Source organism: Pseudomonas sp. UBA5706 (assembly GCF_002419965.1).
Classification (GTDB): domain Bacteria; phylum Pseudomonadota; class Gammaproteobacteria; order Pseudomonadales; family Pseudomonadaceae; genus Aquipseudomonas.
On the sequence record NZ_DIHC01000043.1, the window covers coordinates 316,158 to 337,157 of the forward strand.

At 59.0% G+C, this 21,000-nt stretch carries 21 protein-coding genes; 9 read left to right on the top strand and 12 right to left on the bottom strand.

Annotated elements, in window-relative coordinates; all coding sequences use genetic code 11:
- Window positions 1-216: 216 nt before the first annotated feature.
- Entirely contained in the window at window positions 217-894 is a 678-nt protein-coding gene (locus B3I26_RS22235; RefSeq protein ID WP_296260839.1) for an FKBP-type peptidyl-prolyl cis-trans isomerase, read from the bottom strand.
- Between the two features lie 180 nt (window positions 895-1,074).
- Between B3I26_RS22235 and B3I26_RS22240 the strand changes: the two genes are divergently transcribed.
- Window positions 1,075-2,235 carry an AlgP family protein gene (locus B3I26_RS22240; RefSeq protein WP_296260840.1) on the top strand — a complete coding sequence of 387 codons (1,161 nt, stop codon included), beginning with the start codon at window positions 1,075-1,077 and terminating at the stop codon, window positions 2,233-2,235.
- Here the strand turns inward: B3I26_RS22240 and B3I26_RS22245 are convergent.
- Window positions 2,232-2,699, bottom strand: a complete 468-nt coding sequence (locus tag B3I26_RS22245; RefSeq protein ID WP_296260841.1) for a TIGR02444 family protein — start codon at window positions 2,697-2,699, stop codon at window positions 2,232-2,234. The two genes, B3I26_RS22240 and B3I26_RS22245, sit on opposite strands and share 4 nt — an antisense overlap.
- 46 nt (window positions 2,700-2,745) lie before the next feature.
- On the opposite strand from B3I26_RS22245, the gene B3I26_RS22250 reads away from it, so the two are divergent.
- The 3 genes from B3I26_RS22250 (at window position 2,746) to B3I26_RS22260 (ending at window position 5,991) form a co-directional block, all read left to right on the top strand.
- Window positions 2,746-4,656: an ATP-binding cassette domain-containing protein gene (locus B3I26_RS22250; RefSeq protein WP_296260843.1), complete on the top strand. Its 1,911-nt coding sequence runs from the start codon at window positions 2,746-2,748 to the stop codon at window positions 4,654-4,656.
- Window positions 4,656-5,243: a mechanosensitive ion channel family protein gene (locus tag B3I26_RS22255; protein ID WP_296260844.1), complete on the top strand. Its 588-nt coding sequence runs from the start codon at window positions 4,656-4,658 to the stop codon at window positions 5,241-5,243. The genes B3I26_RS22250 and B3I26_RS22255 overlap by 1 nt, the downstream gene beginning before the upstream one ends.
- A 121-nt stretch (window positions 5,244-5,364) precedes the next feature.
- On the top strand, window positions 5,365-5,991 hold the full coding sequence (locus tag B3I26_RS22260; RefSeq protein ID WP_296260846.1) for a LysE family transporter: 627 nt from the start codon (window positions 5,365-5,367) through the stop codon (window positions 5,989-5,991).
- Between the two features lie 87 nt (window positions 5,992-6,078).
- Here the strand turns inward: B3I26_RS22260 and B3I26_RS22265 are convergent, their stop codons facing one another.
- The 4 genes from B3I26_RS22265 to B3I26_RS22280 are packed head-to-tail and all read right to left on the bottom strand — an operon-like array spanning window position 6,079 to window position 9,230.
- Window positions 6,079-6,822 carry a penicillin-binding protein activator LpoB gene (locus tag B3I26_RS22265; RefSeq protein WP_296260848.1) on the bottom strand — a complete coding sequence of 248 codons (744 nt, stop codon included), beginning with the start codon at window positions 6,820-6,822 and terminating at the stop codon, window positions 6,079-6,081.
- Window positions 6,823-6,825: 3 nt separating this feature from the next.
- Window positions 6,826-7,416, bottom strand: coding sequence for a penicillin-binding protein activator LpoB (gene lpoB, locus B3I26_RS22270; RefSeq protein WP_296260850.1), 591 nt, complete (start codon window positions 7,414-7,416; stop codon window positions 6,826-6,828).
- Window positions 7,417-7,440: 24 nt separating this feature from the next.
- Window positions 7,441-7,812, bottom strand: a complete 372-nt coding sequence (locus tag B3I26_RS22275; protein ID WP_296260852.1) for a YcfL family protein — start codon at window positions 7,810-7,812, stop codon at window positions 7,441-7,443.
- A 14-nt stretch (window positions 7,813-7,826) separates the two neighbouring features.
- On the bottom strand, window positions 7,827-9,230 hold the full coding sequence (locus B3I26_RS22280; protein WP_296260854.1) for a COG3014 family protein: 1,404 nt from the start codon (window positions 9,228-9,230) through the stop codon (window positions 7,827-7,829).
- 340 nt (window positions 9,231-9,570) lie between these two features.
- Between B3I26_RS22280 and B3I26_RS22285 the strand changes: the two genes are divergently transcribed.
- Window positions 9,571-10,044: a YaiI/YqxD family protein gene (locus B3I26_RS22285; protein ID WP_296260856.1), complete on the top strand. Its 474-nt coding sequence runs from the start codon at window positions 9,571-9,573 to the stop codon at window positions 10,042-10,044.
- 147 nt (window positions 10,045-10,191) lie between these two features.
- Here the strand turns inward: B3I26_RS22285 and B3I26_RS22290 are convergent, their stop codons facing one another.
- Entirely contained in the window at window positions 10,192-10,809 is a 618-nt protein-coding gene (locus B3I26_RS22290; RefSeq protein ID WP_296260857.1) for a DedA family protein, read from the bottom strand.
- 342 nt (window positions 10,810-11,151) lie between these two features.
- On the opposite strand from B3I26_RS22290, the gene ppk1 reads away from it, so the two are divergent.
- On the top strand, window positions 11,152-13,374 hold the full coding sequence (gene ppk1 / locus B3I26_RS22295) for a polyphosphate kinase 1 (RefSeq protein ID WP_296260859.1): 2,223 nt from the start codon (window positions 11,152-11,154) through the stop codon (window positions 13,372-13,374).
- Here ppk1 and ppx read toward each other — a convergent pair.
- From ppx to B3I26_RS22320, 5 genes are all read right to left on the bottom strand, one after another.
- Window positions 13,361-14,863, bottom strand: a complete 1,503-nt coding sequence (gene ppx / locus B3I26_RS22300; protein WP_296260861.1) for an exopolyphosphatase — start codon at window positions 14,861-14,863, stop codon at window positions 13,361-13,363. The two genes, ppk1 and ppx, sit on opposite strands and share 14 nt — an antisense overlap.
- A 221-nt stretch (window positions 14,864-15,084) precedes the next feature.
- A complete protein-coding gene (locus B3I26_RS22305) occupies window positions 15,085-15,819 on the bottom strand; it encodes an amino acid ABC transporter ATP-binding protein (protein WP_296260863.1) in 735 nt (244 codons plus the stop codon).
- A complete protein-coding gene (locus B3I26_RS22310; RefSeq protein ID WP_296260962.1) occupies window positions 15,806-16,456 on the bottom strand; it encodes an amino acid ABC transporter permease in 651 nt (216 codons plus the stop codon). The genes B3I26_RS22305 and B3I26_RS22310 overlap by 14 nt, the downstream gene beginning before the upstream one ends.
- A complete protein-coding gene (locus B3I26_RS22315; RefSeq protein WP_296260864.1) occupies window positions 16,453-17,118 on the bottom strand; it encodes an amino acid ABC transporter permease in 666 nt (221 codons plus the stop codon). Before B3I26_RS22315 ends, B3I26_RS22310 begins: the two co-directional genes overlap by 4 nt.
- Before the next feature lie 42 nt (window positions 17,119-17,160).
- Window positions 17,161-17,946 carry a transporter substrate-binding domain-containing protein gene (locus B3I26_RS22320; protein ID WP_296260865.1) on the bottom strand — a complete coding sequence of 262 codons (786 nt, stop codon included), beginning with the start codon at window positions 17,944-17,946 and terminating at the stop codon, window positions 17,161-17,163.
- Between the two features lie 267 nt (window positions 17,947-18,213).
- Between B3I26_RS22320 and B3I26_RS22325 the strand changes: the two genes are divergently transcribed.
- The 3 genes from B3I26_RS22325 (at window position 18,214) to rho (ending at window position 20,976) form a co-directional block, all read left to right on the top strand.
- Complete coding sequence (locus B3I26_RS22325) at window positions 18,214-18,918, top strand: FadR/GntR family transcriptional regulator (protein WP_296260867.1); 705 nt, start codon at window positions 18,214-18,216, stop codon at window positions 18,916-18,918.
- A 241-nt stretch (window positions 18,919-19,159) separates the two neighbouring features.
- Window positions 19,160-19,489: a thioredoxin TrxA gene (gene trxA / locus B3I26_RS22330; RefSeq protein ID WP_296260869.1), complete on the top strand. Its 330-nt coding sequence runs from the start codon at window positions 19,160-19,162 to the stop codon at window positions 19,487-19,489.
- 227 nt (window positions 19,490-19,716) lie between these two features.
- Window positions 19,717-20,976 carry a transcription termination factor Rho gene (rho, locus tag B3I26_RS22335; protein ID WP_110948772.1) on the top strand — a complete coding sequence of 420 codons (1,260 nt, stop codon included), beginning with the start codon at window positions 19,717-19,719 and terminating at the stop codon, window positions 20,974-20,976.
- Window positions 20,977-21,000 lie beyond the last annotated feature (24 nt).

Sequence of the window (21,000 nt, forward strand, 5' to 3'; positions counted from 1 at the left end):
AAGGGCGCTACTACAGCGCCCTTTTTAATACTTGCGCGTTGCCGTTGCGCCACAATTGGCGTCGGCAGTTCAATCTGCGTAGGCTCAGAATCCGAAGACCGGCACGGTCGCTGCAGAGGATGTCGGGGGTTACGACGGCAGCCAACGCGATGTGTCAGTTGACCTGCCCATAACTGACCCACCCAATTCGCCGGTAAAACGGATAATGGCTGGTAGTTATTGCGACACCGCCAGCAGCTCGATCTCAAACACCAGCGGTGTATACGGGTCGATCAAGTCGCCAGCGCCTTCTGCGCCGTACGCTTGAGCCGAGGGAATCACCAACCGCCATTTCGCTCCTACAGGCATGTCGGCCAGCGCCGTCGTCCAGCCCGCAATCACGCTGTCCAGACGAAACCACTGCGGCTGTTGGCTCTGATCGAAGATCGTGCCATCCGGCAGACGTCCCACATATTTCACCTGAACGCGGCCGTTGATGTCGGGCTTGGGGCCGGTGCCTGGCGTTAGCTCGGTCATCAGAATGCCGTCGGCCAACTGGCGAACACCCGGCTTGGCTTTTTCGGTATCCATGAAGTGGCGTTCTTCCTTAAGTGCAGCTTCGGTCTGGGGCTCGGACTGACCGGAGTTCTCTGCCTGGGCCAGCGCCGCGTCGTGGTCGCTCAGAATCTGCTCCATGCGGTCTTGCTTGATTGCCAGTGGTTTGCCTTGGTACGCCTGCTGCAAACCTTCGATCAATGCTGGCAGCTGCAGGTCCGGCGCTTCCTGGCGCAGACGTTCACCCAAGCTCGCACCCAGGCTATATGCCAGATCATGGGCGTTATCGGAGGGGGGAGCATCGGTCGCGTGGGCAATGGATACCAAGAGGAACAACGACATTAACAAGTAGCGCGACATGAATGCTCTCCGGCCTGGGAAGTGGCGATTATGCCAGCGCATGGGCGGTAATGTGATGGCGATGTGCAGGGTTTTCGGCCAATGTGCAACAGCGCTCGATTTGCAGTGTCAAGATGCCCTAGCGGCGGTGCGGGCAGAGGTCTAGTATGAGCCGCATTAAAATCAGCCAGGAGGTAAGTCATGTCGGCCACCAAGAAGCCAGTAAACACTCCGTTGCATTTGCTCCAACAGCTGTCGAGCAGCTTGCTCGAACACCTTGAAGATGCCTGCTCTCAAGCGCTGGCTGATGCCGAGAAATTGCTCGCCAAGCTTGAAAAACAACGCGGCAAAGCGCAGGAAAAACTGCACAAGTCCCGCACTAAGTTGCAGGATGCCGCGAGTGCCGGTAAAGCCAAGGCACAAGCCAAATCCAAAGACGCAGTCGCTGAGCTCGAGTCGCTGCTCGACGCGTTGAAAGATCGTCAGACCGAGACCCGCACCTACATCCTTAACCTTAAGCGCGATGCTCAGGAAAGCCTGAAGCTGGCGCAGGGTATTGGCCGTGTGAAGGAAGCCGTGGGCAAGGCACTGAGCGACCGTGAAGCCAGAACGCCTGCCAAGGTGGCAACCAAGTCTGCTGCAAAGGATGCGGCGAAGACTTCGGCAAAGGCTTCTGCCAAAGCCGCCGCCAAGTCCGCTGCTAAGGCTGCTACCGTCAAGCCTGCTGAAAAAGCTCCCGTTAAGGCCGCCACCAAGCCGGCTGGCAAAACTGCGGCCGCCAAACCTGCTGCTGCCAAGGCGCCTGTCGCTGCGAAATCCCCTGCCAAAGCAAGCAATACATCTGCTGCCAAGCCTGCTGTGAAAGCAACGACCGCTGCCAAGACTCCCGCTAAAACCACAGCAGCAAATTCGGCGACCAAACCTGCCGTTGCTGCGAAACCGGCCGCCAAGCCTGCTGCAAAAACGCCAGCGACCAAGGCAGCTACCAGCGCTGCGAAACCGACAGCCGCGAAAGCTGCGGTCAAGCCAGTCGCTGCCAAGCCCGCTACCGCTGCTGCCAAAGCCGCCGCAAAACCCGCTGTGAATAAGCCTGCAGCGGCCAAACCTGCTGCCAAGCCAGGCTCTGAGCCGGCAGCCAAACCTGCCGCCGCCAAATCCACCGCTAAGCCGACAGCCAAACCTGCCGCTGCAAGATCCGCCGCTAAGCCGGCAACCAAGCCAGCCGCTCCAGCGCCTGCTGCCAAGGCTGCGACCCCTGCTCCAGCTGCATCCACTTCGACTTCCGCTCCAGACGCTTCGGTGACGCCGACCACTTCGGCAGCCACTCCCGCGACTGGTTCGAGTTCGAACAGCGCATCTTAAGCGAGCTCTTCCCCGACGCGCCGCAGGATCTGCAGCGCGTCGGGTGCTTGCTTCGCGGCGTCACCCGCAAGCGCTTGCAGCCAAGTCCCGCTGTCTGTCGCGCCGTGCTCCGGCCAGTCCCTGACCAACCGTTGCAACCTCACCAGCAGCTCGCGCTCGGCATCCAGTTCCAGCCCTTTCAAACGTTCACGTAGCGCGCTGAGTTCTTCGTCTGTCGCAGCTGCGGCCTTCCACCGTGCGCGTACCGCTCGCAGCGGCCCGACCACCTCGTGGTGCCAAGGAGTGGCCAATTGTCTGATTTGCTCCGCCCGCTTCGGGTCGAACATAACAGCGCGCTGGTCCAGCCAGACACCACACAGCAGTGCGCAGACGTTACCGCCGCACGTCTGTAACGTGAGGCAGGCCTGCTCGACGCCGGGTCGGGCGTAAAAATCCAGGGTGAAACTCCAAAGGTCGGAAGGCATAGTCATCTACCTGTTTTGGACGAAGCTGGTAGACTCCGCCGCCATTATGATCAGACTTCAAAGCCTCACCTTACAGCGTGGTCCGCAACGTCTGCTAGAAGACGCCGAGCTGACCCTGCACGCCGGCCAAAAAGCCGGCCTTATCGGCGCGAATGGCGCCGGCAAATCTAGCCTGTTCGCTTTGCTGCGTGGTGAACTGTCCCCGGACAACGGCGATTGCTCGCTGCCTGCCGATTGGCGTATTGCCCACATGCGTCAGGAGGTCGATACCCTCGAGCGCCTGGCAGTGGACTACGTCCTGGACGGCGATCTGCGCCTGCGGCATGTGCAGCAGGATCTGGCCGCCGCCGAAGCCGCTCAAGACGGCACCGCTCAAGCGCGTCTGCACTCGGAGCTGGACAGCGCCGATGGATATACCGCGGATGCACGCGCGCGCAAGCTGTTGGCGGGGCTAGGCTTCACCAACGAGCAGATGGAACGCCAGGTCGCAAGTTTCTCTGGTGGCTGGCGGATGCGTCTGAACCTTGCGCAGGCATTGATGTGTCCGTCAGACCTGTTGCTCCTCGATGAGCCGACCAACCACTTGGACCTCGACGCCATCCTCTGGCTCGAAGACTGGCTCAAGGGTTACCCGGGCACGTTGTTGCTGATCTCTCACGACCGGGATTTTCTCGACTCGGTGGTCGATCACATTGCCCACGTCGAACAGAAAAAGATCACCCTGTATCGCGGTGGCTACAGCGCTTTTGAACGTGCCCGCGCCGAACGGCTGGCCCAGCAGCAACAGGCCTACGAGAAGCAGCAGGCGCAACGCGCGCACATGGAAAAATACATCGCTCGCTTCAAGGCCCAGGCCACCAAGGCTCGTCAAGCGCAGAGCCGGATCAAGGCGCTGGAGCGGATGGAGGAACTGTCGGCCGCGCACGTCGATTCGCCGTTCGATTTCACCTTCCGCGAGTCCGACAAGATTTCCAGCCCATTGCTGGACCTGTCGGATGCGCGTCTGGGCTACGGCGACAAGGCCGTGCTGCAGAAAGTCAAACTGCAACTGACGCCGGGCGCGCGTATTGGTTTGCTGGGGCCAAATGGCGCCGGTAAATCTACCCTGATCAAAAACCTCGCCGGCGAGCTCGAACCGCTGAGCGGGCGACTGGTGCGTGGCGAGAACACGGTTGTCGGATACTTCGCCCAGCACCAATTGGATTCCCTCGACGCCAAGGCCAGCCCGCTGCTGCATTTGCAGCGCATTGCGCCATCCGAACGTGAGCAAACGCTGCGCGACTTTCTCGGCGGCTTCGACTTCCGCGGAGCGCGGCTGGAAGAGCCGGTGCTGAATTTCTCCGGCGGCGAGAAAGCGCGTCTGGCCCTGGCGCTGATCGCTTGGGACAAACCTAACCTGCTGCTGCTCGACGAACCGACCAACCACCTGGATCTTGAAATGCGCCTGGCCCTGACCATGGCATTGCAGGAATTCAGCGGTGCAGTGCTGGTGGTTTCCCACGATCGTCATCTGCTCAAGAGCACCACCGACAACTTCCTGTTGGTGGCGGATGGGGTGGTCGAGGAATTTGACGGCGATCTGGACGACTACACTCGCTGGCTGGCCGATTATCGTCAGCGCAATGCGCCTGTCAGCAACACGCCGGTCAATGCCGACAAGACCGACAAGAAAGCCCAGCGTCAGCAAGCTGCGGCCTTGCGCCAGCAACTGGCGCCGCACAAACGCGAAGCCGAGAAGCTGGAAAAGGAGCTTGGCGCCCTGCACGAGAAACTGACGAAAATCGAAGCGGCTCTGGGCGACAGCGCTGTTTACGAGGCTGCCAACAAGGACAAGCTGCGCGACCTGCTGGCTGATCAAGCCAAACTGAAGGTGCGTGAGTCGGAGTTGGAAGAGCAGTGGATGGAAGCGCTGGAGCTACTTGAGTCGATGCAGGCGGAACTGGAAGCGCTGTCCTGATGGAATCGTTGGCCCTTCCCGTACCCGCTTACTGGATCGAACCGATTGTGGTCGGTCTGCAGATTCTTTTGATTCTTCTGATCGGATACACCTTGCAACGGTTGGTCGGCCGCTTTTTGACCCGCCTGGGCGAGCGCTACCCACTGCTGCCGCCTGAGTTGCTGGTGATGCTGCGCGGCGGATTGCGCTGGCTGATCATGGGCACTGCAGTGGTTGCGGTGCTCGGGCGGCTGGGTGTTTCCGCCGCCGTGTTGTGGGCGGCCCTGTCCGGGTTCGTAGCGGTTGCGGCGGTGGCGTTCTTCGCCATGTGGAGCGTGCTTTCCAACCTGCTGTGTGCAGTCTTGATCTTCACCATCGGGCCCTTTCGGATCGGCGATGTGGTGGAGCTGGTGGACACCACGGACAAACCCGGGATCAAGGGCCGCGTCACGGCCATCAACCTGATGTTCACCACACTGATCGAGCCTGCCGAAATGGGCGGGACGATGGTGCAAGTGCCTAACAGCCAGTTCTTTCAGAAGTCGGTGCGTCGCTGGAGGGGGCACGATGGCTTGGCGATCATCTCGGGCGAAAAGCGCGTGGGCTAAGTTTCGGCGCCGAAATAACCTCACAGCTGTGTTCGAAGTCGGCGTAACAGTTGCAAAAAAATAGCCTTTCGCCCCCGTAGACATTAGCTTAGAGGCGATCTGATTCTGCCTGAGGTGTGCAATGTCGCTTGAAACGTGGCTGGCTTTTTTTGCCGCCTGCTGGGTTATCAGCCTTTCTCCGGGTGCTGGCGCCATCGCGTCGATGTCCAGCGGTCTGCAATACGGATTCTGGCGTGGGTATTGGAATGCGCTGGGCCTGCAGTTAGGGCTTGTCGTCCAGATCGCAATCATCGCTGCAGGTTTGGGCGCTGTGCTGGCCACCTCGGCACTGGCGTTCACGCTGGTCAAATGGTTTGGTGTCGCCTACCTAGTGTATCTGGGCGTGAAACAGTGGCGAGCCTTGCCCGGCGATTTGTCCGAAAGCCCCACCATACGCCCCATCGGCAAACCGACAACGTTGGTCACACGGGGCTTTCTGGTCAACATTAGTAACCCTAAGGCGCTGGTGTTCATGCTGGCGATCCTGCCGCAATTCATCGACATCCAGCTTGCGCTGTTGCCTCAGTATCTGACTATCGGCGCGACGATGGTCTGCGTCGACCTGATTGTCATGGCGGGGTATACGGGATTGGCTTCGAAGGTGCTGCGGTTGCTCCGAACGCCCAGGCAGCAACGCCGGATGAATCGCACCTTTGCCGGTTTGTTCGTCAGCGCTGCGGCGTTTTTGGCGACGTTGCATCGCGCTTGATTGCGTGTCGATCCCTGTAGCAGTCCGGCTTGCCAGTGGTAGCGGGCCCAGGAATGCTCCGCTCTGCTACCGGACGATGTTTAAAGCTCAGCGCAAAATCCTTGGTGCCTCATCACGCGGCATTTGATTGCGTGGCGGGGGCGGTTCCTGTGAGTATTCCACTTCACCCCGTAATTGCTCACGCAACTGGCGCGCCACGTCCATTCCAATCGACTTCGACACTTGCTTCACCACACGACCGCGATTTGGCGTGACTCGCACGTCATTGCCGTTGACCAGCTTGGCGTCCTGACCCTCACCCATGGCGGTGAAGGCCGAGGTGATTTCAAAGGTACGGGTGTTGATCAGGCTGAAGTCGCCCACCAGCGTAAGACCCAACACCGCGGAGTGGGTATTGGTGTCAGCGATCTCATTGACATCCTGACGAAAGTCGATGTCCGAGACCGTGCCGAACAGCACATAATCCGCGCCCTTGAAGTTGCCGTTCTTGATGCGCTTGATGACGTCATACACGTCTTCCTTGGCGTTTGCGGTGTAGGGCGTACCCTGCACCAGCTGGAACATCCCCGACTTAAGAATCTCGCCCTTGATGTCGCCGCTGAATTTGCGCAGCTCGCCCTGCTCGATGTAAGTGTTGCGCGCCTCGTACTCGTTGTAGCTAGCCGCACCGCTGGCACTGTAGGCGTTGGCCTGGAAGCTGGTCTGCGCCGACACAGTGTGGATGTACTGTTCCACTTGCTGTTCGAACGCCATGTCGGTGACGGCGACCCTGGTTGCAGCCTGAGCGCCGAACGCGCACATCAGGCCGATAATGCCGATCCATCCACGCATCGGTTAGCGCTCCGTGGTCTTGCGGATTTCTTTCTCATCCATCCATTCAGCCAAGCCGCTTTCAACATCGATCAACTGCAGGCTGAATTTGTAGAAGACGTCCTTGTAATCGCTGCTGCGCTTGACGATGGAACTGATCGAGCCTTCCAGACGGTATTTGGCGGCGACCATGTTGCCGGTCTTGCTGACAGTCGACTGCTTGTACAGGCCACTCTGGTTCTGCAACTTGAGTTGGTCGACCTGACGCTGCATGTCGGTGTTGTCACTGGCAAAACGCGCCGTGCCGGACTTCATCAATTGAGTCTTGATCGACGTGGTGATCTCACGAGTGTCGATGTATTCGCTGGTCTTGTTCTTCACGTCATAGACCTGCACCACCGGGCGGCCCTGCAAGGTGCCGGATTGTGCCAGGGAGCGTGTCATGCTTTCGGCAATCATCTGCAGGTCGGTAGAGCCAAACTCGTTGGTAACGGTTTCAACAGCCTTGGTGTCGCCGTAGTTGATGTTTTTGCTGCCCAGTACGGGCGAGTTGTTGGCGCAACCAGTGGCCAATAGAGCGAGGGTGGCGATGAGTGAAAATCGAATGAACGGCATGTGCAGGTCTCTTTGGCTAAGCGATCAGGGAGTTTTGACTTCGAGGCGCAAGTCAGTGGCCTTTGGTACCGGGGCATTGGCGGGCAGGAAGCTGCTCTGGGAACCGTACAGCGTCAGGCTTTTCCAGCTCTCCGGCTCTGCGACGGGGAAGCCGTCGTTGTCCAGCCAGGCGAAGCGGTAATACATCGTCTTGTTGTATCGGCTGGTGTTGTTCAGCGAGATGTTGACGGTCATGAAGCCGTTTTCACGGGCGACGCGCATCGGTCCGATCTCGATGTCCTTCAGGCTACCCATGATGACCACTTTGCTGGCCGCGCTGTCGGGGGCTGGCGTCGGCGGTGTGGCGCAACCTGCGAGCAGCGCCAACGCCATCGTGCCGAAAAGCTTGCGAAGCATGGAAATACCTCCGTTCAGGGAATGTTGACGGCTACGGCTTGTGGCGGGTTGGACGGGGTCACCTGCGCCGCAGGGCCGCTGGCGTAAACCTGACTGCCGATGGCGCGCAGGGTGACCACCTGATAAGGCCGGTCGATCTTGAGCTGCACGTGAGTGCCGCCCAAGGAGGAGGGCAAGACAACCTGATGCTCGCCGGGCTTGAGGCGAAGACGCGCCACCAGCGTGTTGTCAGGAAGCGTGCGCCAGGTGCGGGTATCTGCGCCTTCGGTCACGGCCGAAGCGATGCCCAGTGCGAGGCCGGCCAGCGGGTTGACCTCGTTGAGTTTTTTCTGGGCAACCCCACGGCTGATGGCGCGGACGGTGGTGCGCACCAGAATGCCGGGCATGTCGTCACGCAGGGCGCGACGCGACATGGCGGTGGTGCTGTTGAGCACAGTCAGGTTGACCGGCTGACCGTCGAGGCTTACCTGATCAAAGAACGGCGTCGATGCGTCGGCCTTGATCACGGGAAACGACAGCGCGGTGATCACCAGATTGTTGTCGATTGGCAAGGGCAGCGGGATACGAATCGAGTCACGCGCTGGCGCAAAGCCGCTCTGCACCACGAGCAGCACCTCGCTGCCTTCGGTTTCGGTGTTCTTGCTGCCCGCAGCGTCCAGGTCAATCAGCGCCTGCTCCAGCAGCGGAGTATTAGGCCGAAGTTCGGCGGCCTGACGATAGCCCGGCGCGGCCAGGTCCTTTTCGCCCAGCGCTTCGTAGACGAAGCCTGCAAGGTAATGGCTGAATGCACTCTGGTAGCTGTTCTTCAGGCCGACCACTTGCGGATCGTCAAGGGTCTCTACCGGATAGCCCTTTAAATCCCTGTACTGCAGCATCATGCCCTGGTTCTTAGCCTGTTCCTCACTCTTGAGGTACTGCTTGTCACGCAATTCGGCGATCACGGCTTCACGCTCGTGGGTTTTCTTGATCTCGGTGCGGGCCCCGTCGAAGTCGTTCTGCTCCAACAGGTTCAACGCCATCTGTGTCGTCAGCAGGACTTTTTCGTAGTCATAACCTTCGTAGCGGCGGACCTTATCATTGACCAGATAACTGCCGAACTGGGCCAGGTACCTGTCGCTGTCCAACTTGACCGCATCTTCCCAGGCAATGACGCTTTGGTCGGCATGGCGCCAAGCCGCCTGGCTGCCGGCCAGATCGCCCTTGGAGCGCAGCAGTTCGCCCTTCTCGAAGTAATAGAGCAGGTCCTTGTCATCGTCGATGTTGTGCTTTTCGAGCAGCGTCAGCGCGCCGTCGACGTTGCCGCTGGTGAGCTGCAGGTTGGTCTGTTGCAACTCGGTGTCGTAACTGCGGAACGCGGCACAGCCGGTCAGTTGCGCAGCAACGATCAGCATGAGCATGCCGAGGGTGCGGGAGGTCATTAAGATCGGTCCTTGAAGTAGCGGCCAGAGCGTCATGACACCTGGCTATGGCATTCCATTAAGGGAAGTGGCGCTTCCTGTGTGTGCAGCCATGGGATGATGGCTGACTGCCACAATGTGGCGGCGGGGATTATAAGGAGCAGGGCGGTGAATACAATGGCTTTTTGATGTCGCACAACGTTTTCAGAGGTGTCTGACGAAAGGGTTGGAGGCTTGAAACGCAGCGCGCAGATATCGGCTGACAATTTTGATTGAGTGGTGATCGTGGTGCTGTATGGTCGCCATCAAGAGTCGGGAGGTGCGGGCCCCCGATGACAAAACCTTGATACGGAGTTGAATCATGCGCGTCTGGATCGATGCCGACGCCTGCCCCAAGGCAGCCAAGGACCTGGTCATCAAATTCGCCCTCAAGCGTCAGTTCGAGGTGGTGATGGTGGCGGGTCAGAGTCTGAGCAAGCCGAGCTTTGTGCGGGTGAAGCTCATCGTCGTGCCCAGCGGGCCGGATGCCGCCGATGACTATCTGGTCGAGCATGCTGGTCCGGGAGAGCTGGTGATTTGCAGCGATGTGCCGCTGGCCGATCGCCTGGTAAAAAAAGGCGTCGCCGCGTTGGACCCTCGCGGCAAGGAGTTCGACCCGCAGAACATGGGTGAGCGACTGGCGGTGCGCAATCTGTTCACTGAGTTGCGCGAACAGGGCCAGGCCGGCGGCGGGCAGGGTCCTTATGGTGATCGTGAGAAGCAGGCGTTCGCCAACTCGCTGGACCGGATTTTGACGCGTTTGGCGCGGACATATCCGGCTTGGCAGGGTAGCTAACTGTAGGAAGCGATTTACTGGCGAAAGCGGTGGGCCGCACAGCGATGTGTTGACGAAGACACCGGTTTTTACTCCGCCGTATTCCCATTCAGGGCAATTCAGGTGGGACTGTTAGGCGAAAGCGTATGGTATGGCGCTTGGGGACTGTTACTCGTCCGGGCGGTTCTTGACCTCGACCGTGGCGGGCACGGCGAGCTTGGCTTGCCTGGCGATGCGGGCGCTCTTGATCCGACGCCAGATCCAAAGCAGCGCACCAATCACTACCAGCGCACCGAGCACCCACAGCTCGTATTTCTTAACGTTACCGAGCAACCCCTCGAGTACCGAGCCGAATTTGTAGGCCGCCGCGCCCAACGCCGCTGACCAGACCGCCGCGCCGATACCGTTGAGCAATAGATAGCGTCCCGGCGGGTAGCCGGAAAGACCGATGGCAACCGGCATGACCGTGCGTAAACCATAGACGAAGCGAAAACTCAGTACCCAGATGTCGGGGTGCCGACGAATGTGTTCCAGTGCGCGATCGCCGAGCAGTTGCCAGCGCGGTTTGCGTGCCAAAAGCTTGCGGCCGTGCTTACGCCCCATGAAATACCAGAGCTGATCGCCTGCGTAACTGCCGAAGAAGGCAACCACTACAACCAGATTGATGTCCATGTATCCACGAAACGCCAGAAATCCAGCGAGCACCAGAATGGTCTCACCTTCAAAAAAGGTTCCGAGGAAAAGGGCGAAATAGCCAAATTCTTGTAAAAAATGCTGGAGCATCATGTGGGTGCTGGCGAAATGAACGCGCAGCCTAACGCGCCCAAGACATTCAGGAAAGTGTGGAAATGTGTCACCGCGTTAAACTTTCTTACGGCTGCCGCGGATTTGTCCTCTAGGAAGCACGTTTGCGTCCTGCAAGGTATGGTGGACACACAGGTGTCACGCAGCAGTCACAATGCTGGCTTATAACTGCCACGTTTGCCCGTACGTCCGGGCACGCAGGTGCCCGGTGTGACCGGTCTGCGCTGCTGATCGTCACTTTTTTCGTGAAGGGATCGACAGATCGATTTCTTCGGCCGCCCTGCGGCCCAACTGTTACAGGGCAATAGCCTTACAGGATTATTCATGAGCACCGAAGGAACCACCGCAGCCGCAGTCGAACTTGAACCCCAGACCCTGTCCCAGGAGGTCACCTCCGTGGTCGAACCGACCATCGAGGTGGTACCGGCTGTCGAGCCGCATCAGCCGCCTACACCGGCGATCGTCATCCCCAATCTGGACGACAGCAGCCTCTATATCCATCGCGAGCTGTCGCAGCTGCAGTTCAACATTCGCGTACTGGAACAGGCGCTGGACGAATCCTACCCCTTGCTCGAGCGGCTCAAGTTCCTGCTGATCTTCTCCAGCAATCTGGACGAATTCTTCGAAATCCGCGTGGCGGGGCTCAAAAAGCAGATTACGTTTGCCCGTGAGCAGGCCGGCGCCGACGGACTGCAGCCGCATCAGGCGCTGGCGCGCATCAGTGAACTGGTCCATGGCCATGTCGATCGCCAATACGCAATCCTCAACGACATCCTGCTGCCTGAGCTAGAAAAGCATCAGGTACGTTTCATTCGTCGTCGCAACTGGAACACCAAACTGAAAACCTGGGTACGGCGATATTTCCGCGACGAGATCGCGCCGATTATCACCCCGATTGGCCTGGACCCGACCCACCCGTTCCCGCTGCTGGTCAACAAGTCGCTGAACTTCATCGTCGAGCTAGAAGGCGTCGATGCCTTCGGTCGTGATTCGGGCCTGGCGATCATTCCAGCGCCGCGACTTTTGCCACGCATCATCAAGGTGCCGGAGGACGTCGGCGGCCATGGCGACAACTATGTCTTTCTGTCGTCAATGATTCACGCCCACGCGGATGACTTGTTCCAGGGCATGAAGGTTAAAGGCTGCTATCAGTTCCGCCTGACCCGTAACGCCGACCTGGCGCTGGATTCCGAAGATGTCGAAGACTTGGCGCGCGCCCTGCGGGGCGAGCTGTTTTCCCGTCGTTACGGCGATGCAGTGCGGCTGGAGGTAGCCGACACTTGCCCTAAACATCTGTCTGATTACCTGCTCAAGCAGTTCAACCTGAGCGAGACCGAGGTGTATCAGGTCAACGGCCCGGTGAACCTGACGCGTCTGTTCAGCATTACCGGTCTGGACAGCCATCCTGAGCTGCAATATCTGCCGTTTACCCCCGCGATTCCGAAGCTGCTGCAAAACAGCGAAAACATTTTCAACGTCATCAGCAAGCAAGACATTTTGCTGCTGCATCCTTTCGAATCCTTCACTCCTGTGGTGGATTTGCTGCGTCAGGCGGCAAAAGACCCTCACGTGTTGGCCGTGCGCCAGACGCTATACCGCAGCGGCGCCAATTCGGAGATCGTCGATGCACTGGTGGATGCCGCGCGCAACGGCAAGGAAGTGACCGCAGTCATTGAGCTGCGTGCTCGATTTGACGAAGAGTCCAACCTGCAGCTGGCGAGCCGTCTGCAAGCGGCGGGTGCAGTGGTGATCTACGGCGTGGTTGGCTTCAAGACGCACGCCAAGATGATGCTGATTCTGCGTAGCGAAGCGGGCGAGATTGTGCGATACGCGCATCTGGGTACTGGCAACTACCACGCCGGTAACGCCCGCCTGTACACCGACTACAGTCTGCTGACCTCCGATGACGCCCTGTGCGAAGACGTCGGCAAACTGTTCAGCCAGTTGATCGGCATGGGCAAGACGCTGCGCATGAAGAAGCTGTTGCATGCGCCGTTCACTCTGAAGAAAGGCATGCTTGACATGATCGCCCGCGAGACTCAGTTCGCGACGGACGGCAAACCGGCGCACATCATCGCCAAGTTCAACTCGCTGACCGATCCGAAAATCATCCGCGCGCTGTACAAGGCCAGTCAGATGGGCGTGAAGATTGATTTGGTGGTGCGTGGCATGTGCTGCCTGCGACCAGGCGTGCCGGGCGTGTCGCACAATATTCAGGTGCGCTCGATCGTCGGCCGCTTCCTGGAGCACACTCGCGTGTTTTATTTCCTCAATGGCGGCGACGAGCAGATGTACCTGTCCAGTGCAGACTGGATGGAGCGCAACCTGGATAAGCGTGTTGAAACCTGCTTCCCGGTGGAGGGCAAGAAGCTGATTTTGCGAGTCAAGAAGGAGCTTGAGGGGTATCTGACCGACAACACCCACGCCTGGCTGCTGCAGCCGGACGGACGCTACATCCGCAGCACGCCGACCGGCAACCAGAACGCCCGCAATGTGCAGGCGATGCTCCTGGAAAAGTTGAGCAATCCAGTCCTCAGCGTACGTTGAGGACAATTCCGACGCGGGTCAGCCAGTCGGCTTCAAGGCCAAAGTCGGCCTGAGTCAGCTGGTTGTTTTGCAGCCAGCCATCCGGAAACAGGATGTCCAATTGGTTGCCATTGGCGGTCAACACAGGTTGCGGCATCTCTTGGGTGCCGCGAATGTGGTGGAACAGGATCGCGAAGCGAAGCAGCACGCACAGCCTGATCAGCTTCACGCCTTCATCGCCAAAGTCGGCGAACTTGTCCTTGGGAATATTGCGTCGATGACCGCGCACCAGTAGCGCAAGCATTTGTTGGTCTACCCGCGAGAACCCGGCCAGGTCCGAGTGCTCGATCAGGTAAGCACCATGCTTGTGGTAGTGATAGTGGGCGATGTCCAGGCCCACTTCATGCACCTTGGCTGCCCAGCTCAGCAACTCACGATACAGATCGTCTTCCAGTTCCCACGCCTTGGCCACCTGATCCAGCGCCGAAACCGCTTTACGCTCCACGCGCGCGGCCTGTTCCAGGTCAACGTGATAACGCTCCATCAGGGAGCTCAGCGTGCGCTCACGAACGTCTTCGTGGTGATGACGGCCCAGCAGGTCATACAGCACGCCTTCACGCAGTGCGCCTTCGCAGTGATCCATGCGCTGCAAGTCGAGCGCGTCGAAAATCGCTTCCAGAATGGCCAGGCCGGCGGGGAAGATCGCGCGACGGTCGGGTTTGAGACCCTCGAAGTCAATCTTTTCGATGTCACCGAGCTTCATCAGCTTGCGTTTAAGCCATGCCAGACCCTCGGCGTTGACCTCGCCACTGCCATGCCCGCCAGCCTTGAGCGCCAGGCCGATGGCGCGGATGGTGCCGGACGAGCCAATGGCCTCATCCCAGCTCAGGCGATGCAGAGCATGTTCGATGCTCATGATCTCCAGTCGCGCCGCCGTGTAGGCCTGGGCGTAACGCGCCGGGGTGATCTTGCCGTCTTTGAAATAGCGCTGGGTGAAGCTCACGCAGCCCATTTGCAGGCTTTCGCGCAGCAAGGGTTCGAAGCGCTGACCAATGATGAATTCGGTACTGCCGCCGCCGATGTCCGCCACCAGACGTTTGCCCGGCGTGTCGGCCAGGGTGTGGGAGACGCCAAGATAAATAAGCCGCGCTTCTTCTCGGCCGGAAATGACTTCGACCGGGTGCCCGAGGATTTCCTCGGCGCGGTGAATGAACTCGTTGCGGTTGCGCGCTTCGCGCAGGGCGTTGGTGCCGACGATGCGCACGGAGCCCGGGGGCATACCGTTGATCAGTTGGGCAAAACGCTTGAGGCAATCGAGCCCGCGCTGCATGGATTCTTCGTTGAGCTTGCGCTCCTCGTCGATTCCGGCGGCCAACTGTACTTTCTCACCGAGCCGCTCAAGGATGCGGATTTCACCCTGATTCGCTTTGGCAACAACCATGTGAAAGCTGTTGGAGCCCAGGTCGATCGCGGCGATCAGCGAGAGGTTTTTGGCTGTGGATAGCGGCATGGTCAAAAGGTCTCGGTCGATAACTGCGACATCGTGCCACGAACCATCACTGCCGCCAAACCGGTTGTTGTGCGCCTCCACTTCTGCCGGGAGCCAGTGGCAGCACCTTACACCCTGGTCTGTCTGTCACGCCGGGTTTGCCGTTTTGGCGACGACTGCGCAGCCGATCGTCTTCAAACGGGGCGTTTTACCCATCGGGGCAGGATCGAAAGCGCCGAGCGTCAACCCTGCTCAACCGAACCGATGAAGTTGGCCAGTTCCGGCGTTTTCGGGTTGGCCATCAACTCTCGCGGGTCGCCCACTTCATGCACCTTGCCCTGATGCATGAACACCAATTTGTCCCCTACTTCACGGGCGAAGCGCATTTCGTGGGTCACCATGATCAGGGTCATGCCGTCTTTAGCCAGACCACGCACCACGCTGAGGACTTCATTAACCAGTTCCGGGTCCAGCGCGGAGGTGATTTCATCGCACAACAGCACCTTCGGCGACATGGCCAGCGCCCGGGCGATCGCCACGCGTTGCTGCTGTCCACCCGACAGGCGATCAGGAAACGCGTCGAATTTCTCCCCAAGCCCCACGCGGTCGAGCATTTCCTTGGCCAGCGTGCCCGCCTCGGTCTTGGAGACCTTCTTCACCACCTGCGGCGCGAGCATGACGTTTTCGCCGACCGTCAGGTGTGGGAACAGATTGAACTGCTGGAACACCATGCCGACTTTCTGCCGCAGGCTGCGCAGGTCGGCGCGTGCTGCATCCAGATATTCGCCATCGACCTCGATCACCCCGTCATTGATTGACTCAAGGCCGTTGAGCGTACGCAACAGCGTGCTTTTGCCCGAACCGCTGCGGCCGATGATGGCCACGACCTGACCTTCCTCGACACTGAGATCGATGCCTTTAAGCACATGGTGGTCGCCGTAATACTTGTGCAGGGCGGAAATTCTAAGCAGAGGCATGAAGTCTCCTTTCCAGGTAGCGCGCGCTGAGCGACAACGGATAGCAAAGCAGGAAGTAGCCCAGGGCAACGAAGCCGTAGACCATGAAAGGCTGGAACGTGACGTTGGCAAGCATGCCACCGGTCTTGGTCAGTTCGGTAAAGCCGATGATCGAGGTCACGGCCGTGCCTTTGACCACTTGCACCGAAAAGCCCACGGTCGGCGCCACCGCGATACGCAGGGCCTGCGGCAGGATCACGTAACGCAATTGCTCGAATGGGGTAAGCGCCAGACTTGCCGAAGCTTCCCACTGGCCGTTGGAAATCGACTCCACACAGCCGCGCCAGATTTCGGCCAGGTACGCGCTGGTGAACAGCGTCAAGGCCAACGCCGCCGCGACCCAAGGCGAGATGTCCACACCCATCAGCGCCACGCCGAAGAACACTAGGAACAGTTGCATCAGCAGCGGCGTGCCCTGAAACAGCTCGATGTAGCAGCGAGCGAGCCTGCGCACCGCAGCGGTTTGCGAGATGCGCATCGTCATCACCAGCAGGCCTATGACACCGCCGCCAATGAACGCCACCAGCAACAAGGCCAGCGTCCATTGCAGTCCGGTCAGCAGGTTACGCACAATGTCCCACAGGGTGAAATCCATCAGCTGCTCCTCGCGATATAGCGACGACCGATCCAGGCCAGTAATTGGCGAATCATCAGGGCCATGAACAGGTAAATCAGCGTGGTAATGATGTACGTCTCAAAGGCGCGGAAATTGCGCGACTGAATGAAATTTGCCGCGAAGCTCAACTCCTCGGTGGCAATCTGCGAACAGACCGCCGAGCCAAGCATGACGATGATGATCTGGCTGCTCAGTGCCGGCCAGACCTTGCCCAGCGCCGGTACCAGCACCACGTAGCGGAAGGTTTCGAAGCGCGTCATTGCCAGCGCCGCCGAAGCCTCCAGTTGCCCACGGGGAATCGCTTGCACACCTGCGCGGATAATTTCGGTCGAGTACGCCCCCAAGTTGATCACCATCGCCAGTACCGCTGCCTGCCATTCTGAAATCTGCAGCCCCAGCGACGGCAGGCCGAAGAAAATGAAGAACAGCTGCACCAGAAACGGCGTGTTGCGTATCAGCTCTACATAGATGCCGAACAGGGCGCAAAACGGCTGGATCTTCCAGGCTCTGACGATCGCGCCGACGATGCCGACGCTGACGCCCAGCAAGGTGCCGATGGCCGTCAGCTCCAGGGTGAACAAGGCGCCACGCAGCAGCAGGTCAGCGTTTTGCAGGACCGCAATGAAGTCGAACTGATAAGCCATCTAAAAGCCCCGGATCAGATGCATTGACTAGCGCGCAGCTGATCAGAGATCGGCAGGTAAAGGCTGTTTCAGCCAGGTCTGCGAGTTCTTTTCCAACGCGCCGTCCTGCTTCGCTGCTTCGAGGATTTCGTTGACCTTGGCCAGCAGCTCCGGCTGGCCTTTGTTCACGCCGACATACACCGGTGAGTCCTTAAGCTTCACTTTCAGCGCCGGAATGCGCTTGGGGTTTTTCTCGCTGATGGCGACCATTACCACGTTGCCGCTGGCGATCAGGTCGGTTTGATTGGCCAGGTAGGCGGCGATGGTGGAGTTATTGTCTTCGAATCGCTTGATGGTGGCCTCCTTCGGTGCGACGGCGGTCAGCTCGATGTCTTCGATGGCGCCACGGGTGACGCTGATGGTTTTGCCTTTCAAGTCGTCGATGCCGTTGATCGTAGCGTTAGGCGGACCGAACACAGCGAGGTAGAAGGGGGCATAGGCGCGCGAGAAGTCGATGACTTTTTCGCGATCCGGGTTTTTGCCCAGGCTGGAAATCACCAGATCCACCTTGCCTGTGGTCAGGAACGGGATGCGGTTGGTGCTATTGACCGGGGTAAGTTCCAGCTTGACCTTAAGCCTGTCGGCGATCAGTTGCGCTGTATCGATGTCCAGACCACGCGGCTTCATGTCCGGGCCGACCGAACCGAACGGCGGGAAGTCCTGCGGCACGGCAACTTTCAGCGTGCCGCGCGCGGTCACATCATCCAGGCCATTGGCTTGGGCTGGGGCCTGACCGAGCATCAGGCTGGCAAACAGGGCGGCAAGCAGAGCGCTGTAACGCTTGGTCATGTGACGTCTCCGGATCGAACAAAATGTTTAGGCGAAACGTGGGTACTGGCTTACTCCCATTGCACAGCCCATGCCAGCGGAGAACGCGCGACCCAGTAACGCGGGTTTCAGCGAGCATGCGGTCTAACTGGTCTGAACAGTTGCCAATCACACCGCCCTGCTTTGGCGCGCCTGAAAGGCCCGACGCCCCTTGCTTGGGCGTGACTTGCCGAATCGGTGTGATGGCTATAAAAGAAGCATTTCCACGGTAAGCGCGCCCGACATCCCATGCACCCGAGCCCGATTGCGGTACCCGAAGCTGCCTTCCAAGCGATCCGGAAATTGATTGCCGAGCAGGGCTATAGCCCCGGCGACAGCCTTCCTTCACAGCGGGATCTGGCGATACGGCTGGGGGTCAGCCGGGCATCATTGCGTGAAGCGCTGTCGTCGCTGAGTGCGCTGGGTGTGGTCAGCGTGCAACCCGGTAAGGGCGTTTTCGTTCAGGGGATTTCTGAACCAGAACGGCGCACGAGTGGTTTTTCCTGGCCTTACGCAGCGCAAGCGTCGCCTTCGGAAACCTTTCAGCTGCGTTATGCGCTGGAAGGCTTTGCCGCAGGTCTGGCGGCGGTGACCCTGACTGCGGATGAGCGGGATGTGCTGGAGGACAATGTCGAATCCATGCGCCTTGAATTAAAGGCCGGGGACTTTGACTGCGCCGCCAAGCTCGATTTCGACTTCCATCGGCGGATTCTCGTGGCCAGCGGCAATCAGGCAATCCTCAGGATCATCACGGCCAGCGCCGATATTTTTCTGGAAAGTCAGAAGCTGCCTTTCATCAGGGCGGGCAGGGCGATGGAAACCTGGCAGGAGCACCGCAAGATTCTCCGAGCCCTTGCGCGCAACGCCCCTGGGCCGGCGCAGAAGGCGATGCAGGAGCATATAAGAGGCGCCGCCCTGAGGACCGGCATCGTTTTCTTCGCGCCCTCGATCTGAAGCGCTTCGCAAGATCAATACACCTTCAGTTGCACGACTTCTCGGCAGTGAAGACCGCGAACTGCTTGCGTCGACTGGCTGCTCTGCTGCAGACGAGGCGCTGCGCAATACGACCGGCGTCATGTCGATAAACATAGCCATCACTGTCCATAGCAATAGACAATCGCTCCCGCCTTCCTGTCGCGCCATGACACAGTTATGATGGTGCACGTTTTTTTGCCTATGACCTCGGAGAAATCTCATGAGTAGCGACCTTATCAAACACGTCAGCGACGCGAGCTTCGAAGCCGATGTCCTCAAGGCCTCCGGTCCTGTGCTGGTTGATTACTGGGCTGAGTGGTGTGGCCCATGCAAAATGATTGCCCCGGTTCTGGACGATATCGCTGGTACCTACGAAGGCAAGCTGGCCATTGCCAAGCTGAACATCGACGAAAACCAGGAAACCCCGGCCAAGTTCGGCGTTCGCGGCATTCCTACCTTGATGCTGTTCAAAGACGGTGAAGTGGCGGCGACCAAGGTCGGCGCTCTGTCGAAGTCTCAGCTGCAGGCTTTTCTCGACGCCAACATCTGATGGCGCAAAAGCCCCGCAAATCGCGGGGTTTTTTCGGGCATCGCACTAGACGCTTGGAAACTCAAGTGGTACATTCGGCTCCGCAACGGCTTCTCCGTTGCCCCCTGCTAGCCGTCGCCGACGCTCTCCTTTCGATTTGTACGCGATCCTGTCGCCTTCTTTGCGGCGCGGCCTCATTAAGCCAAAAGCTTAATTTCCCCCTCCATACATGATTACGTCATTCCTATATGAACCTGACTGAACTCAAGCAAAAGCCTATTACCGATCTGCTCGAAATGGCCGAACAGATGGGCATAGAAAATATGGCCCGTTCGCGCAAGCAGGATGTGATCTTCTCCCTGCTCAAGAAGCACGCTAAAAGCGGCGAGGAAATCTCGGGTGACGGCGTGCTGGAGATCCTCCAGGATGGCTTCGGCTTCCTCCGCTCTGCAGACGCCTCTTACCTCGCGGGTCCCGACGACATCTACGTTTCGCCAAGCCAGATCCGCCGCTTCAACCTTCGCACTGGCGACACCATTGTTGGCAAGATTCGCCCACCGAAGGAAGGCGAGCGGTACTTCGCACTGCTCAAGGTCGATACCATCAACTTCGACCGTCCTGAAAACGCGAAGAACAAGATTCTGTTCGAAAACCTGACGCCGCTGTTCCCCACCATTCGCATGAAGATGGAAGCCGGTAACGGTTCCACCGAAGACCTCACCGGCCGCGTGATCGACCTGTGTGCCCCGATCGGCAAAGGTCAACGTGGTCTGATCGTTGCGCCGCCAAAGGCGGGCAAGACCATCATGCTGCAGAACATCGCGTCGAACATCACCCGTAACAACCCTGAAGTTCACTTGATCGTATTGCTGATCGATGAGCGTCCGGAAGAAGTGACCGAAATGCAGCGCACCGTGCGCGGCGAAGTGGTTGCCTCCACCTTCGATGAACCACCTACCCGCCACGTGCAAGTCGCCGAGATGGTGATCGAGAAGGCCAAGCGCCTGGTCGAGCACAAGAAAGACGTGGTCATCCTGCTTGACTCCATCACCCGTCTGGCTCGCGCCTACAACACCGTGATTCCGAGCTCCGGCAAGGTCTTGACCGGTGGTGTCGATGCCCACGCGCTGGAAAAACCAAAACGCTTTTTCGGTGCGGCTCGTAACATTGAAGAAGGCGGCTCGCTGACCATCATCGCCACCGCGCTGGTTGAAACCGGTTCGAAGATGGATGAAGTGATCTACGAAGAATTCAAAGGCACCGGCAACATGGAATTGCCTCTGGATCGCAAGATCGCCGAGAAGCGCGTCTTCCCGGCCATCAACATCAACCGATCCGGTACTCGCCGCGAAGAGTTGCTGACTGCCGACGACGAACTGCAGCGCATGTGGATTCTGCGCAAGCTGCTGCATCCCATGGATGAAGTCGCGGCTATCGAGTTCTTGGTCGACAAGCTTAAACAGACCAAGACCAACGATGAGTTCTTCCTGTCGATGAAGCGCAAGTAACGCAAGCGCGCTGAACGGCTGTAG